Source organism: Lachnospiraceae bacterium GAM79 (assembly GCA_020735665.1).
Classification (GTDB): domain Bacteria; phylum Bacillota; class Clostridia; order Lachnospirales; family Lachnospiraceae; genus Coprococcus.
In genome coordinates this window covers 2,002,355-2,017,882 of record CP085928.1, presented here as the reverse complement: position 1 = coordinate 2,017,882, position 15,528 = coordinate 2,002,355, and the positions used below count along the sequence as shown (strand labels likewise).

Genomic DNA, 15,528 nt, shown 5'->3' with positions numbered 1-15,528 from the left:
AAAAGATAAAAGCAAAGGAAACTTCCAGTTTGTGGAATCAAGAAAATCGAAATTTGAAGGTGAGAACATGATGGAGTGGATAAACATTTTTGGGGCAGTATTTATAGCAGTAATCATGGTACCCAATATTATTTTTACATTAAAGTATAAAGATGGTTTTGAAAATAAGTGGAATAATAAAGGTGTTGAAGTTGTAGAACAGATAGGAAGATTTGGGTGTTTCGGATTTATGGTTGTTAATATTCCTGGAACCTGGTTCGGTTGGTGGTCTGATGAAGCTTTTGCGATATATTTAATAGCAAATGTCGTTTTAATTATACTTTATTGTGTGATATGGATTATTTGTTTTAGAAATAATACGATTTTTAAAGCATTGACATTATCTATTATTCCATCCGTAATTTTCATCTTCAGTGGAATTATGAGCAGGTCTGTATTATTGATTGTGGCATCACTATTATTTGCACCTGCACATATATTGATTTCATATAAAAATGCAAAGTATTAGATGAATTTGAAGATGACGGAGGGAAAGAAAGTGAAAAAAGCATTGTTGGTAATTGATATGCAGAATGTATGTGTTGGAAAAAATCACGCTACATACTTTAAATATGATAATGAAATTCTGATTCAAACTGTAAACGAAGTTATTGACGCAAATGAAAGTAATGTGGTTGTTTATATCAAAAATATCATGAAGAAAAATTTAATAAATAAGCTTGCACCATTTAAGGCTTATGAAGGAACTGAAGAAGTGGAACTAGTTAGCAATCTTCATGTTGTATCTGATTATGTTTTCATAAAATATGAGGGAAATGCATTTAGCAATCCTAAACTTAATGAGTTCTTAAAAGCACATAAGATTAAATGTGTTGAAATCGTAGGAGTTGATGGTGGTGGGTGCGTAGCATTGACTGCGTTAGGGGCCATAAAAGAAGGCTATAGTGTAATACTTAATGAATCAGCTATCGGAACAATGTTTAATAAGAATAAAGAAAAATATTTTAAAAAGCTTCGAGAAGCAGATGCAAAAATTATTTAGATAAATATAAGGCACTCAAAACTTTCAGTCATGCGGAGAGATTGAAAGCAACAGAAACTTTGAATTTGACGAGGTATTGGTAGAATGGTAGAAGTAAAATTTTATGACAATGTCGCAGATGAACTTTTGAAGTTTGCAGTAATAATATCAAAAACAGACAACAAGTGGGTATTCTGTAAACACAAAGAAAGAGAGACTTATGAAGTGCCAGGCGGTCACAGAGAACCTGGAGAAAGTATTTTTGAAACAGCCAAAAGAGAATTACAAGAAGAAACAGGGGCAATTGATTTTAAAATTGAACCAATATGTGTGTATTCTGTTAAAGGAAAGACACGAGTAAATGAAAATATTGATGATGAAACTTTTGGAATGTTATTTATTGCAGACATTAGCTCATTTGTGGAATTACATTGTGAGATTGAGAAAATATTGATTTCAGATAAGTTAGTTGATAATTGGACATATCCTTTAATTCAACCTATATTGATTGAAGAAGCAAAAAAAAGAGGTTTTATATAAAAATCAAGATAAGCAACGGAAACTTTCAGTTTATCTTTTATAATACCGTGGTTTATGGGATTAGGTGCATAGGAACTTATTCAAGTGCGAAGTTTGAGTATATAAAAATATATAACATATATGAAAGTATATAGAAATATATAAAAATAAATAAAACATATAAGAATATATAAGACAAAAAGTCGGGGGACTGACGAAAATTTTATTTCAAAGGTTATGTAGGGAGTAAACCGGAATGAAAAATGATAGGAAGAATGTTTCAAATATGGTGATTGCCATTGTGTGTGTCGTTTTGTTTGCTGTGACTGCGATTTATTGTGTGCCGAGATTCTCTTTGCTTTCATCGAATGCATTGCCGGCAACGGTTGCGGGTGTGGACAAGCATGGGACAAGCGGCTATGCAGTATTAAAGGTAGACGGAGCCAGAGAGAATGGAGGAACGATATTCTTCCACTATTATTATCCCGGAAGCAAGTCGCATCTAAAACAGGATGAAAAGGTGTTGGTAAGTGGTAACATCACATTTATGGATGAATCGACAGAAGAGGGAGTGAACGCAGATCTGGTTATCGGAACAAAGACACCGGTACTTATATGTTTGATTTTATCCTTGCTGGGGTTGGTTGGCGCAATCTGCCTGTTACCATCAGCAATTCGCAATTTCCGTAATAAACCATGGAGTCGTGATGAGGAGATAGAAACGAAGAGCAAATCGGTGGATGCATTCTATACGGCTGAGATTTTGGCACTTGTAGTTGCTTTGATTTTCTTTGTGGCGGGTATGACGCAGGTGGTCGGATATGCCTGCGCGAAGAATCATACAACAGGAACTGTAACATATCAAAGTTCTCGGCAGAGCTCCAATCATGTTAAGGTACATAGCGGAAATGATGTCAGAAATTACAAATCACGTTATGGGAAAGGTATTCGACCAACTTATACGGTGCTGCAGATTAAGGCGGATTCACCGGTCAATGGTGCCGATGTGTTCTGGTATGAGGGAAATTGCAGTATTCTGGGCAGTAAGAATGTTTATATAGGCTATAGTGATAATTCCATGTCGGTCTTATCACAGTTTGAACTGGTGATGACTCTCATAAGCGGTGCATTTTTATTATTCCATGCAGTTTCAGCACGGTTGCTCAGTAAGAAAAATCCATATGGCGGGAAGCTTTTCTGGTTCTTTAAATTTTGACTGGTCCGGTAGTTTATTTTTTGTTTGGAGGTGTTTATTATGAATAATGCAATCAAGAAAATATGCTTGGGAATACTAGGGCTTCTGCAAGGAACGCTTGGTAGTTACTTAGCATTACTGGGGTGGGTGCTTGCTTTTCCTGAAACTTCTCCCGGCACAAAAGATTATGTAGAGGATATGTTTTTTGTACCATTTGGATATTTTATTATGTTCGCATGGTTAGCCATAATGATAACCGCAATGATTCTGCTTCGAAAAAATAAAGCAAATTTTCTATCTTTTATAATACCGTGGTTCGTGGGATTCGTTGGATGTTTGGTAGTAGTGTTTGTAATACTTTGATTTTCAACGATTATAAAATATGAATCCGACATGATGGTGAAATTGTAAGGAAAGCTGAAAGATAATGGGGAAATACAAAAGTAAAGTATTAAAGAGAACATGTAAAAGGTGTATGATTGCGGTGCTTATAACGGCTATCCCCGGAATCATTGCCGGACTTTTTAACAGATGGCTTTTTTTAGCTGCTCTCTTTGCAATTATTCCTATCATCTATTTGGTCAATCGATTTTCCGTGATTATAAAATGGAATCTGGTCGAGGGGATCATCGAAGATGTAACGTTAGTTAATGATTTTAACCAGCCCTATACCGAAGCTCATATTATATTTAAGACAAAAGATAATATGGAACATGAGTGCCGCTTCACGATCGGGCATTATGGAGATTACGAAGAAGGAATAGAACCAGAGTTAGAGAATATGCTTCAAAGTGACAAAAAGTTGTTTATGAAGAAGAAAGTTCCGGTTTTTTATTCTCCAAAAGATGTTAACAGATGTATAGTGTATTTAGAAGATTCACAATGAATATAAAATGATATCAAGCGTTTTTAAAACTAAGAAATTGGTATTTGTTAGGAAAGGAACTTTATTTATGACAGCTGAAACAGAGGCAATAAAAGCACAAATTCTTTCAACAGGAAACGCTGAAATATTGCTTGAGGAAAACGATTTTCTGATTGTAAAATGGATAAAACCGGAAATAAAATATAGTATGGCAGCATATCAATACGGGAAAACAGGAATGGCTAACAACTATCCATGGGAATGTAGTTTGACGGAGGAACAAATCGCATTTTTTCTGGAACATATCAATGCAGCTGTCGAGTATTTTAAATCAAAACATCATTATTTCCATCTTGAGGTTAAAGAAGTCTCCTACGAGAATATTGTTTCTATTGATGAGCATGGAATAAAATTTAGTGATTTGCATTGGTTGACATACAAAGAATGTACTATAAATTTCAATCGGAAATATCCCAACAGTAGAGGAAACTGTATCGGAGAAAGAAATATCACTGCCGAACCGCCATATATCGAATTGTATAGCACATACGCACATACTAAAATATTGTTTAATAAAAAAGGACTATTTCGGAAAAATAAAAACATGATAGATTTTCATAATTTGCAAAGACATATCAACGAGTTTGGCTATACAACTCTTGATTTAAGTTAAGAACAATTTTATCATTTATCTAACTGATAATTTCAAGTTTGTAGAATCAAGAAAATCGGAATTTTTAGGAGAAAACGATGAAGAAATGGACAAAAATATTGTTGATAATAGTTATAGTTATTTTACTTTTGTTTGTGGGAATGTCCTATTTTATAGGGACGCAAGTTTTCATGGGGTCTACTCAATTGGTTACTTGTGAAGATACTTCAAAAGTGAAAGATAGTTTTTGGGAAAGATATAATATGGATTATGATGTTTTCTGCAGTACATATACTATAGAAAAAGTTGAAATCACTTCAACTTTTGATGAACATATGATACCGGCAGATTACATATATGCTCTTGGTGAAGAAGGAGATAAGAATAATCCAACAGTTATTTTAGTGCATGGTCTTGGTGGAAATCGTTATACCAATTATCCTTTAGCAGAAATGTTTTTACAGAAAGGATATAATGTATTGACTTATGACCAGAGAAGTAGCAACGAAAATACAGCTCAATATACTACATTTGGATACTGGGAAAAATATGATTTGATTGATTACATTGATTATGTCTATAGCCATGCACCGGAGCAAGTGATAGGAATATGGGGTACATCGTTTGGTGGAGCAACTGCAGGATTAGCAATGGGAGATAAGGATGTTGAAAACAAAGTGGATTTTCTGATTCTAGATTGTCCGGTTAGTGATATGAAATGGATGGTAGAAGAAGAAATGAGAAAGATGGATATTGGATTGCCTATATCTTACATGACATTCTGTGGCAACATTATCAACAAAATGAAATTGGGATTTAGTTATGATGATGCAAATGTATGTGACAAAATTGCAGATATTGAAATTCCGGTTTTGGTAATAAACAGTGAAGCAGATACATTAACCCCACAGTTTATGGGACAAGAAATATATGATTCAATACAAAATGAAGAAATTAAAATGATTTGGACGGTAACTGATAGTGAACATACAGAAATATGGTTAGATCATAACCAAGAATATCGAGAAAAGGTTCAAGAATTATTGAATTTTACTAAATGATAGAAATAGGGAAAGTAAACTTTCAGTTTGTGGAATCAAGAAAATCGGAATTTGGAGGGGAATAACATGAATAGATTTGGTGTAAAGCTAATTCTTTCAATCGTTTCTTTTTTGGCAGTCAATATCTGGCTTATAGGTAAGGGTGTAGCAAAGGGCGCTGCTGACTTTTTCATATCTGCAACGGTTGAGGAAACAATACTATTTATCATTTTACAGCTATTAGTTGTACTGATATATTTTATATATCCTCTTACGGTAAAAAAATATAAAATCATTTACTGGTCTGTATCTGAAGCCTTAGTCATTATTACAGTTCTCTTTTGGGGAATATTTATTGTCGGTCCGATTTGGTTAAAATAAGCAAATTTGAATTTGCAAGTGTCTATAATTTACAAATCATAATATATTCTTCATCATTTTCATCAATAATTTCAAATCCTATCTTCCTATACATACGGACAGCATAATTCATCTTTTGAACTGATAATGATGCTTGTTTATATCCTTCTAATTTTAGTTTTGTTAGCATCTGTTTCATTAATTCTGTTCCGATACCATAGTTTCTATACTCCTTAAGAAGTGAAATTGCAAAAGACGGTGTTTCATTATCTATATGACCATAATCATTCATAATCCGAACCCATACGGCACCAACAATTTTATCCCCAACTTGAGCAACCAAACATAAGTCTCCCTTATTCTTACCAAAGTCTTTTACATATACTTGCAAATCTGGTTGGTTAATAATATCTTTGGGCGGTGCAGAAACTCCTTCGGGAATAAAAATCGCCTCGTACAAAAAAGTATCTAATACCTTATTTCCATCTTGTTTTAATTCTCTTATTGAATAATTCATATAAACCTCCGATTTATTTTTATTTATAAATCAGTTGTCATTCCACACATAATGATTCCTCCGTTAAATTCCGATTTCTCAGTTTCAAAAACTAGAATTTATATAATTATTCCTCTAACTTTCCCCATTTTATAGGCTTTCCCGCCTGTCCATTAGTGAAATGATATGTAGTTTCCCTTATTTTTGCCCTTATGAGATAATCACAAGGGAAATAAGGGAAATTTTTTAGTCATTGCCCACCACTTTATCAAGAAGCCGAACTGATTTTCGTTTCGCATCTCTTGTGGAGTGAGCATAGACGTTCATTGTGGTACTGACATCTGAGTGTCCCAACAATTCCTGCACATCTTTTGGGGCAGCTCCATTTGCTAAAAGGTTGCTTGTATAGGTGTGACGTAACTGGTGGAAATGAAAGCCTTCAAATCCCTCTAATGTTTTTGCCACCTTTCTGCAAACAGTCCCCAAAGTAGTTGGAAGTTCCAAACAACCATCCGGTCTTAAACAGACGAAAGAAATTTCTTTATAATCTGTCGGGACTTCCTCTGTTCTGTCTAAACAATAATATTCGTAGTACACTCTGTTTTTCTCTTTGACCTCTTTGTAGTAGTTCGTGTGATAAAGTTCTCCGTACTGCATTCGATTTTTTAACTGCTCTTTCCGGGCATTACGGAAAATCTCTACCAGTGTATCTCCAAAATCAACAACCCTTACTTTTTTCCGCTTGGTTGGTCCGATGATATATTTGCGCTTTGAGCCATCATATCGGATGCTGCGTCTTATGGTAAGGCATTGTTCTTCCAGATTTACGTCCTGCCATGCCAAACCGCAGGCTTCTCCAATACGAAGCCCGGCATAATAGGCTATCTGGATTGGAAGTATTGCGGCTGGGTTCTTTTTTTGCAGATAAGCAAGCAATCTTTCATAATCTTCTCGTGAAATTGGTTGGACATTTCCGTCCATATCCTCATCGGAAAACAAATCCACTTCATCCGTCTGATACCGCAGTTTAATATACTGCATGGGATTGAACGTAATATACTGTTTTGGAAATACTGCAAAGCGGAAAGACTGCTGCATGACTGCGGAAAAAGAATGGATGTAATCTTTGCTGTAACCCTTTCTCTCTTTTCCATCGGGATGAACTCCCCCGAAGGAAAGCAAATCAAAGAAAGATTGCAAATGCTCAGAGGTTACATTTTTTAATTTCCGTTCTGCCAGCGGATGTTTCTTAATATTTCGGATTGTTCCGAGGTAATTCTCCACAGTACCATTGCTGAGCGTACCTGTTTTTAATTCCTCCTCTGCCCACACATCCAGAAGTTGTCCGACTGTGAGATTTTCCGCTTTGGCAACAAATTTCTTTTTCTCATAATCATCCATTGCCTGACGGAGCAGCTTTTCAGTTTCACTTTTGCTTTCTGTTCCAACGCATTCTTTCTGAACAAGATTGCCGCTTGCGTCCTCTACATAGAAGCGGTAGTACCATTTCTTTCCTTTTTTTCTTACAGATCCTTTTGCCATAATCGTATGTCTCCTTTCGATATTAGACAATCGGAACTGATGAAATGCTTCGTGCGTGTAAGTATATCATAACTCCGGTTGTCTTACTATACCGATTCGGAATCTTCGTATAAGACTTCTGATAAAAGATTTGCAAGCCTTTGTTCTGCTGTTTTTGGTTTCTTGGAATAGAGCCTTACAACGTCTGCCATCTCATTAAAAGCATTGATGGTAGGAGTGATTTCCCTTAAGAACATAATCTCATTATATTCATCATTCGATTCAAACCCTATTGTTTTGGCAATATCCGTCTGACCAGCATTCCCCTTGAAGTTTTTGCAGGCGAACTGGAAGGAATCCAAAAACAGACCATATTGTTTTAACATCAGCAGTAATAAATCTTTTGAAAAAGCATCTTCTTCTTTGGTAAGGGCAAGCGGTAACTGTTCCAGAATATCTCCCATCGCATCACGAATCTGTAACTCTCTCTTATCCGTAATGTCGGTTTCATATTCATCTGTTTCCCCTTTGAGCCATTCCACAGATACATGGAGTGCTTCCGAAAGACCTTCCAGCACCATTTTTTTCGTATTGTCAATCGAACCATTCTCATAACGCAGGATTGTAGAAGCGGTAACACCCATCTTTTCTGCGACATAAGGCTGTGTCAGATTCAATTCCAGACGGCGCTGTTTTACTCTGCTGCCTATCAGCTTGCGTAGTTCTTTATCTTTCATGCTGACTGCCTCCTTTTTCGGTATGTATGAATTATAGCATTGTTTTTCTGTAATTGCAATATGCAACTTAAAAATTATTTTTAATATTTCGTAACGCTTGACAAAAAGATATGAAAAGGATATACTTACATCACAAGAATTGCATAATGCAATTTATAAGGAGGTGATTATATGACGCAAAGAAAAATTGCATTATCCATCGAAGAAGCTGCTGACTATACGGGAATCGGCAGAAACACCTTAAGACAGCTTGTAGAATGGAAGAAACTTCCAGTATTAAAGGTTGGTCGCAAAGTCCTGATTAAAACCGATATTCTGGAAATGTTTATGGAAGCGAATGAAGGTCGTGATTTGAGGGATAGAGGAAATGTAAAAGCCGTAACAAGAACTGCGGCAAATTAAAAAGGCGGCTTCCAAAGAAACCGCCAAAGGTTCTATCAGACCGAAGCCATGATATACCTACACGCAAGAAGATTATACCATGTGCTTCTTCTGATACGCAACCGAGAACTTATGTTTGTAAAAGAAAGGGGAATGTAATCATGGCAAAATCAACAAAAAGTTATGAAGAACGAATGCTTGAAATGGAAAAGAAGGAACAGGAAAGCCTTGAAAAAGCAAAACGATATGCAGCACAGAAGAAAGAACTTCTGAAACGAAAGAAAGCCGAAGAAAGTAAAAAACGAACCCATAGGCTCTGTCAGGTTGGCGGTGCGGTGGAATCCGTTCTCGGTGCGCCTATCGAGGAAGAGGACATCCCAAAGCTGATTGGTTTTCTGAAAAAGCAGGAAGCCAATGGGAAATTTTTTTCAAAGGCAATGCAGAAAGAAACACATACCGATATGGAGGAAGTGTAATGGCGGGGGGGGGATGAGTTTTTCATTCCCTTCATTGCTTTTTCATGAAGGGCGCACTTATGGACAACCAGAGGTCGTCCCAATAAGTTTGCCACAAGTGGCAACCGGTCTTCGCTCACGCTTGCCGGGCTCGTTCCGTCGGCGGGGCTTTCAGCCAGACCTGCTCATGCCGCAGGAGGCACTCTTCGCCAGAGGGGCGCATTCCATGCAGGCTGCTATGCGCAGGGCACTCTTACGCAGAGGGCGTTCCGGCAATACTGCTTTTTCTAAAACTGAAAGCAATGTTGCCGGAAATCTATGCCGGATGTGCAGAAAGGGGGAATCCAGACATGGCGATTTTTCATTACACAATCAAAATAGTCGGACGAAGTAAAGGGAAATCTGTTATCTCCGCTTCCGCATATCTCAATGGGGATGTGATGAAAAACGAGGAAACCGGGCGAATCAGTTATTACACTTCTAAAAAAGAAGTGGTCTACACCAGTCTGATGATGTGCGAAAACGCACCTCCTGAATGGCAGATAGTACCAGAAGAAAATATAAAACGCTTTCAAAAATCTGTCCGATACAAAAGGTCAGAAGATAAAGAAGCTGCTTTAGAAAAATTTAAAATCACATTTCAGAAACAACGGTTATGGAATGAGGTATTGAAGATTGAAAAAAGTGCAGATGCCCAACTTGGCAGGTCATTTGAATTTGCCCTCCCCAAAGAATGGAGCAGACAGGAACAGATTCAATATACAGCCGACTATATCAAAAAAACATTTGTGGATAAGGGAATGTGTGCTGATTGGAGTATCCACGACAAAGGGGATGGCAATCCTCATGTCCATCTGCTTCTGACAATGCGCCCTTTTAACCCGGATCATTCTTGGGGGAAGAAAGAAGTCAAAGATTGGGATTTTGTCAGAGATAAAAGCGGAAATATCGTGATTGATGAATCCCATCCGAACTGGTGGCAGGATAAGAAAAACCCTGACCGTCATGGAATCCGTATCCCTGTATTAGATGAAAACGGAATCCAGAAGATTGGTGCAAGAAACCGCCTGCAATGGAAACGGGTACTGACCGATGCTACGGGATGGAACAATCCAAAAAACTGTGAACTGTGGCGGAGCGAGTGGGCAAAGGTGTGTAATGAACATCTGCCTTTGCATAATCAGGTCGATCACCGTTCTTACGAAAAGCAGGGAAAACTCCAGATTCCTACCATCCATGAAGGTGCTGACGCAAGAAAGATTGAACAAAAGTTTCTTGCCGGGCAGGAAATAAAAGGTTCGTGGAAAGTAGCGGAAAATCAAATCATAAAACAACAAAACACGTTATTGCAAAAGATACTGGACACCTTTGGGAAAGTATCAGGTGCATTATCATTATGGAAGGAGCGATTAAATGACATTAGAAGAAAGCCGGGAAATTATACCCTTAATGGAGTCCATGATTGGGCAAATCGAAGAACAGCAGACCTTAATGGCAGAAATGCTTCTGGAAATGCAGAACCGGGACACCCAACTCTCTCTTATGCAGGAACAGAATCAGAAATTGCAAAAATTAAACAGCGAGTTATCCGAGCTGCTCAACATTTTGCCAAATACCGAGGAACTACTTTCCAAGATGGAAGAACAGAAAACGAAGATAGAACTTTTGGAAAACGAAAATCAGCAATGGCAGATATTGGCACAGAAGCTGAACAGCGAAAACAGTTTATTACTGAAACAGAACACCGAATTGCTGAACTGGAACAGCAGGTAGAGAAAGGACGTGATATAGATGAACGAATCCAGAGAATTAAAGAACGCCGAACAGTTGGAAGAACTTCTGCTCTTGACCGAGGAGATACAAGAAGAGTTGGAACAGAAAGACCAGCTTATCGTGGAACTGAAGACGCAGCTCAACGAATCTCTGACCTTGAACGAGAAATTAAACAAAGAGAACAGAGCCGGGAATATTCAAGCATTAAAGAACGACTTGAAGCTGGCAGACAGAGCATTGCGGAGCGAGAAAGAGAAGCTGCGAAGCGCAAACGTCACGATAGAGGAATGTCAAGATAAAATACGATGCTTAACACAACAACGGGATTATGCCCGGACACATCAGAAAATCGTAGGGATACCGGTAGAAAAGCCGGTACTCTATAAAAAATGCGAAGCCTGTGACCGGACAGCCTATCAGAATGCAAAAGCAAGATACGAAACACAAAAAGAGCAACTTGCAGGACAATATAAAGCAAAAACGGTAATGTTCCAAACAACCTTGTTCCTTCTTGCATGGTATTCGCTGACAACCACTCTTTTTCAGGCAGTACAGTCAGATGTGTTCCTTTCCGATTGCAAATCATTCTTCCATGATGCAGCATCATTCATACAAACTTTTATCGGTTGGACGATTGATGCCGGGCAATCTGTGGCACAAATCAGCACAAAAATTCCAAATGAGATTATAGCCGGAATCATATATTGGTTATTGATGATATTGGTTGTTGGAATATGTGTGGCAGGGACAGGGATACTGGCAATACTGATAGAAATAAAGGTTATAGAATTATATAAGAAAAACTGTTGGGATGTTATTACCCTACTGATGATACTGACAAGTGCGGCTGTCATCATTTATTTTGGAGAAGTAATTAAAAAAGCATTATCAATAAATCTGTTGTTCTTTTGGTTAATTTTACAAGGAATATATCTTACAATTCGACGCTATATAAGTCAAGATACTGATTGACTTGATACAAAATATTTGATAAAATATAAATAGAAATACAGCAGATCAAAGGAAGTAAAACTTATGAGAGCAAAGAAAGTGATTGTAGGGGTAGCTATTAGTGCAATGTTAATTTCTTCATCAATTCCAGTAATGGCATTTTCTGTTACAAACGGGAATAAGACATTTGATAAAAAGTGGGAATTGAGCACTACATCTGATGACGGAAAAGGTGTTTTGACTTATGGTTATAATACTCTTGCTATTAATGAAGATTATGCACACGCATATCATTCAACTAAAGATCATTACGCATATGTCAAGAATGGAAATGGTTCTTTTTCGGGTTCAAATGTTGGTAAAGGTAATTGGTCTAAAATTGAGGTTGCTCATAAAGGAAATAGTATTACCTACGGTAATAGCTACTAAACAAAGGTTCGGGATAATGGCTGAGTGGTTGGAATTCCAACCACTCTTTTTTGTGGAGTGTATATAAATGAAGAAAAAAATAAAATATATAGGAATTGTTTTGGTTATTTTGTTCTGTTGCTATAATTTATTTTGGTACTTCGGGAGTTATAAACCATATAACGAATTTCAGAAAGACTTCCCTGAAATAGAAGAATCTGGAGTAAAAATTTACACAGATAAAGATGGATTCCAGTATAGTGTGTCTGTCCCTGATTATTTGCTTTGGAATGGAAATCTTGCGATAGCTGAGTCAGATGTTCGATATGCACTAATTATTTGGATAAAACCATTTCACCAAGGAATAAGTCAAGGCGTGCTATTTAATGACTATAAGGATTTGAATACTCAAATTATGTTGTCAAGTAGCAAAAAAGCTGAAGATCAAGAAGATCAATGGATTGTTGATGAAAATAGCACAATATTGACTACGATATTTGAAAAAGCAAATAAAGTATGGAATCTGGGGTTGAAATAAATGAAAGCAATTAAAAACTTATGTTTGTTTTGTTTCCTGATTTTTGGAATACTTATGCAATCTGAAATATTTCAAGATCAGCTTTGGAACTTTTCTACAGCATATTTTACGTCATCACGCTATGAAGTTGCTAGTGAAGATATGTCGCAGTTTCTGAAAGATGTATCAGAAACTGCAACGGAGAATGATGTACATATTTTTTCTCAGTACAATGAAATCAATAATAAATACCTTTCAACACTTCATATTTATGGCGATGATAAAGTAATCAGACAAACATTAAAAAATACTGCAAACATAGAAGAATCAGAATATACCGCTTTAGTTTCCGGAATTACGAAAGTAAAATTTCATAATCTCTCAGAATTGCAAAGTACCTCTGTGGGTTATGAAAACTTTATCTCATACATAGGAAATGAGGACAATATTATCTCTGCATATCAGAAATTATCAGAAAAATATAGCTTAACTTATCCAGAATATTGGAATTCTACGGAAAAGGACATGATTTTTATTATATGGGGTATGATTATTGCATTGATGATTGTTCTAAATGTAATTGAAGTGGTTAGGCGAAAAAAAGAGGTTGTTGTACGAGTTTCCTTAGGAGAAAGTGCTGGTTTCATAGCATTTAAGGCTGCTTTATTCGATGTAACTTTTGACATTGCATTATTTATTGTTGCAAAAATATTGCTGTCAAATTATATATCGGGAGCATATGAGAATAGACTCGTCACAATTTTATATTCCATTGGAATTATTCTTTCCACTATTCCATATTGTTCTTTTTGCTTTTTTGATATTAGAAAGGCATTCGCAAATGCAACACACAAAAGAGGAGTGGATTTTTTAATTTATTCGTTAAAATTTATAGCAGGGGTAGCCGCTGTTTTTACAATTACCACTAATATTAGTAGTATTCATAATAACCTATTTACAAATGAACATTTGTTAGAAGAATATTATGATGCAAATTATTTTACCGTAAAGACTACTGATTTTAATGCTGAAAAAGAAGAAGCTTTTTGGAATAAACTATACAAGAATGAATATAACACATTAAAGCCTGTAATATGCTTGAATATTTTAAATGATAAAAATGATGTGATATATGTAAATAATCATGCAAAAGATATGTTACAAGGTTTTACGAAGCAGATAAATGCAGTAGAGAATGAATCTTCTGATTTGATTATTTTCATTCCAAAGAATAGATATTTTGCTAAAAACAAGCAATTAGCCTATGACTCCTTGAGCCATGTTTTAAATCATGATAATTTACAACAATTAAATATTCAGTACATAGAGTATAGCGAAACAGAATACTTTTCCTATTTAGATACAAGTAGAATAAATGGTATCGAAAAAAGCAAAAATCCGATAATTATTTATCAGGCAAACAAAGATTTAGCAGTCAATGGTGGGTATCTTGAAAGCTATAAAGCAGGAGCAGTTTTATTTCAATGTGATGAAAAACAGCTAAGAAATATCAGCAAAAAGTATGAAGATATGCTTGGAAATTATCAGCTAGTAATTACAAACGTACATGAACAGTATTTATATAATCACACATTTTTAATAAAACTCGTGGGATTTTTAAGTTCTCTTTGTACGATTGTATTGCTTTTAAATATTATGATTATTGTTACAGTAAGTAGACTAGAGTTCCGAGAAAATGCAATGAAAATTTCCTTGATGAAAATCTTTGGATATAGTTTATTTGAACGGCACAAAACACTTCTTAAAATGATTGTAGTGGAAAATTTTGTGATATTAGTAGGTATGCTTATCTATTCTTTATTATCGGTACAGACTGAAGTAGGAATTAGCATTCTTGTTAGTTCATTTATGGCACTAATAGAATTTACAATTATTTTCTTTAATATCACAATTGTTGAAAAAACAAACATACCGAAATCATTAAAAGGAGGTTGCTTATGATAACAATTGAAAATCTATGCAAAGCATATAATGATAAAATTTTGTTCAAAAATTTTCATTTGGAAATTCCAGATAGCCGTTTTTTGGTAATTAGTGGCGAAAGTGGATGCGGAAAAAGTACTTTACTTAATATGATTGGAGGTATTGAAACTCCTGACAAAGGTTCTATTATTGTGAATGGTTTTGATGTGGCAAAAAAAGGAAAAAAGCAGAAATATTTCAAAGAAGTTGTTGGATTTTTATTTCAAAATTTTGCCCTTTTGGAAAACAAAACAGTAAAAGAAAATCTAGAAATAATAAAAAAATCAGGTAGAACGGATATTTCAATAAATGAAGCTCTTGAAAAAGTTGGTTTACAGAAAGTAATTAACAAAAAAGTCTATCAATTATCTGGTGGCGAACAGCAGAGAGTTGCGTTAGCTCGTTTAATGCTAAAGAAATGTTCGATTGTATTAGCAGACGAACCAACTGGTTCCTTAGACAAAAAAAATAGTGAGATTGTTATGAATATATTGCATGAGTTAAGTGAACAGGGAAAAACAGTTATTGTTGTAACTCATAGTGAAGAAATTGTAGCACAAGAAAAGCATGTTCTATATTTATAATTACCCATAATAGAAGAATATGTTCTTTCGGGAGACACCTCCTCTAAGAACATATTCTTTTGGTTAAAAT

Annotated in this window: 20 protein-coding genes; 17 read left to right on the top strand and 3 right to left on the bottom strand. The window is 35.7% G+C overall.

Going from position 1 to position 15,528, the window contains the following annotated elements; genetic code table 11:
* Positions 1 to 31 precede the first annotated feature (31 nt).
* The 9 genes from LK416_09065 (at position 32) to LK416_09025 (ending at position 5,673) form a co-directional block, all read left to right on the top strand.
* On the top strand, positions 32 to 508 hold the full coding sequence (locus LK416_09065) for a hypothetical protein (protein ID UEA73829.1): 477 nt from the start codon (positions 32 to 34) through the stop codon (positions 506 to 508).
* A gap of 30 nt (positions 509 to 538) precedes the next feature.
* On the top strand, positions 539 to 1,042 hold the full coding sequence (locus LK416_09060; GenBank protein ID UEA73828.1) for a cysteine hydrolase: 504 nt from the start codon (positions 539 to 541) through the stop codon (positions 1,040 to 1,042).
* Positions 1,043 to 1,126: 84 nt separating this feature from the next.
* The gene (locus LK416_09055) at positions 1,127 to 1,561 is read left to right on the top strand and encodes an NUDIX domain-containing protein (protein ID UEA73827.1); all 435 of its coding nucleotides are present in this window, start codon (positions 1,127 to 1,129) and stop codon (positions 1,559 to 1,561) included.
* Between the two features lie 235 nt (positions 1,562 to 1,796).
* The gene (locus LK416_09050; GenBank protein UEA73826.1) at positions 1,797 to 2,756 is read left to right on the top strand and encodes a hypothetical protein; all 960 of its coding nucleotides are present in this window, start codon (positions 1,797 to 1,799) and stop codon (positions 2,754 to 2,756) included.
* 39 nt (positions 2,757 to 2,795) lie between these two features.
* Positions 2,796 to 3,098 (top strand): hypothetical protein, encoded by a 303-nt coding sequence (locus LK416_09045; protein ID UEA73825.1) that lies wholly within the window; start codon positions 2,796 to 2,798, stop codon positions 3,096 to 3,098.
* A gap of 64 nt (positions 3,099 to 3,162) precedes the next feature.
* A complete protein-coding gene (locus tag LK416_09040) occupies positions 3,163 to 3,621 on the top strand; it encodes a hypothetical protein (GenBank protein ID UEA73824.1) in 459 nt (152 codons plus the stop codon).
* Positions 3,622 to 3,688: 67 nt separating this feature from the next.
* A complete protein-coding gene (locus LK416_09035; GenBank protein ID UEA73823.1) occupies positions 3,689 to 4,273 on the top strand; it encodes a hypothetical protein in 585 nt (194 codons plus the stop codon).
* Positions 4,274 to 4,350: 77 nt separating this feature from the next.
* Complete coding sequence (locus LK416_09030) at positions 4,351 to 5,313, top strand: alpha/beta fold hydrolase (GenBank protein UEA73822.1); 963 nt, start codon at positions 4,351 to 4,353, stop codon at positions 5,311 to 5,313.
* Between the two features lie 66 nt (positions 5,314 to 5,379).
* On the top strand, positions 5,380 to 5,673 hold the full coding sequence (locus LK416_09025; GenBank protein UEA73821.1) for a hypothetical protein: 294 nt from the start codon (positions 5,380 to 5,382) through the stop codon (positions 5,671 to 5,673).
* Between the two features lie 22 nt (positions 5,674 to 5,695).
* Here LK416_09025 and LK416_09020 read toward each other — a convergent pair whose 3' ends face one another.
* The 3 genes from LK416_09020 to LK416_09010 all read right to left on the bottom strand — a co-directional run bounded on the left by LK416_09020 (position 5,696) and on the right by LK416_09010 (position 8,406).
* Positions 5,696 to 6,169 carry a GNAT family N-acetyltransferase gene (locus LK416_09020; protein UEA73820.1) on the bottom strand — a complete coding sequence of 158 codons (474 nt, stop codon included), beginning with the start codon at positions 6,167 to 6,169 and terminating at the stop codon, positions 5,696 to 5,698.
* Between the two features lie 225 nt (positions 6,170 to 6,394).
* Entirely contained in the window at positions 6,395 to 7,690 is a 1,296-nt protein-coding gene (locus LK416_09015) for a site-specific integrase (GenBank protein UEA73819.1), read from the bottom strand.
* 86 nt (positions 7,691 to 7,776) lie between these two features.
* A complete protein-coding gene (locus tag LK416_09010) occupies positions 7,777 to 8,406 on the bottom strand; it encodes a helix-turn-helix domain-containing protein (GenBank protein ID UEA73818.1) in 630 nt (209 codons plus the stop codon).
* A gap of 171 nt (positions 8,407 to 8,577) precedes the next feature.
* On the opposite strand from LK416_09010, the gene LK416_09005 reads away from it, so the two are divergent.
* The 8 genes from LK416_09005 (at position 8,578) to LK416_08970 (ending at position 15,458) form a co-directional block, all read left to right on the top strand.
* Positions 8,578 to 8,808 carry a helix-turn-helix domain-containing protein gene (locus LK416_09005; protein ID UEA73817.1) on the top strand — a complete coding sequence of 77 codons (231 nt, stop codon included), beginning with the start codon at positions 8,578 to 8,580 and terminating at the stop codon, positions 8,806 to 8,808.
* A gap of 140 nt (positions 8,809 to 8,948) precedes the next feature.
* Entirely contained in the window at positions 8,949 to 9,263 is a 315-nt protein-coding gene (locus tag LK416_09000; GenBank protein UEA73816.1) for a DUF3847 domain-containing protein, read from the top strand.
* A 329-nt stretch (positions 9,264 to 9,592) separates the two neighbouring features.
* On the top strand, positions 9,593 to 11,314 hold the full coding sequence (locus LK416_08995; GenBank protein UEA73815.1) for a MobA/MobL family protein: 1,722 nt from the start codon (positions 9,593 to 9,595) through the stop codon (positions 11,312 to 11,314).
* Complete coding sequence (locus tag LK416_08990) at positions 11,253 to 11,987, top strand: DUF6040 family protein (GenBank protein ID UEA73814.1); 735 nt, start codon at positions 11,253 to 11,255, stop codon at positions 11,985 to 11,987. Before LK416_08995 ends, LK416_08990 begins: the two co-directional genes overlap by 62 nt.
* A gap of 63 nt (positions 11,988 to 12,050) precedes the next feature.
* Positions 12,051 to 12,395 carry a hypothetical protein gene (locus tag LK416_08985; GenBank protein UEA73813.1) on the top strand — a complete coding sequence of 115 codons (345 nt, stop codon included), beginning with the start codon at positions 12,051 to 12,053 and terminating at the stop codon, positions 12,393 to 12,395.
* Positions 12,396 to 12,462: 67 nt separating this feature from the next.
* Complete coding sequence (locus tag LK416_08980; protein UEA73812.1) at positions 12,463 to 12,912, top strand: hypothetical protein; 450 nt, start codon at positions 12,463 to 12,465, stop codon at positions 12,910 to 12,912.
* On the top strand, positions 12,913 to 14,853 hold the full coding sequence (locus LK416_08975; GenBank protein UEA73811.1) for a DUF1430 domain-containing protein: 1,941 nt from the start codon (positions 12,913 to 12,915) through the stop codon (positions 14,851 to 14,853). It begins immediately after the preceding gene.
* Positions 14,850 to 15,458 (top strand): ATP-binding cassette domain-containing protein, encoded by a 609-nt coding sequence (locus LK416_08970; GenBank protein UEA73810.1) that lies wholly within the window; start codon positions 14,850 to 14,852, stop codon positions 15,456 to 15,458. The genes LK416_08975 and LK416_08970 overlap by 4 nt, the downstream gene beginning before the upstream one ends.
* The last annotated feature ends 70 nt before the right edge of the window (positions 15,459 to 15,528 follow it).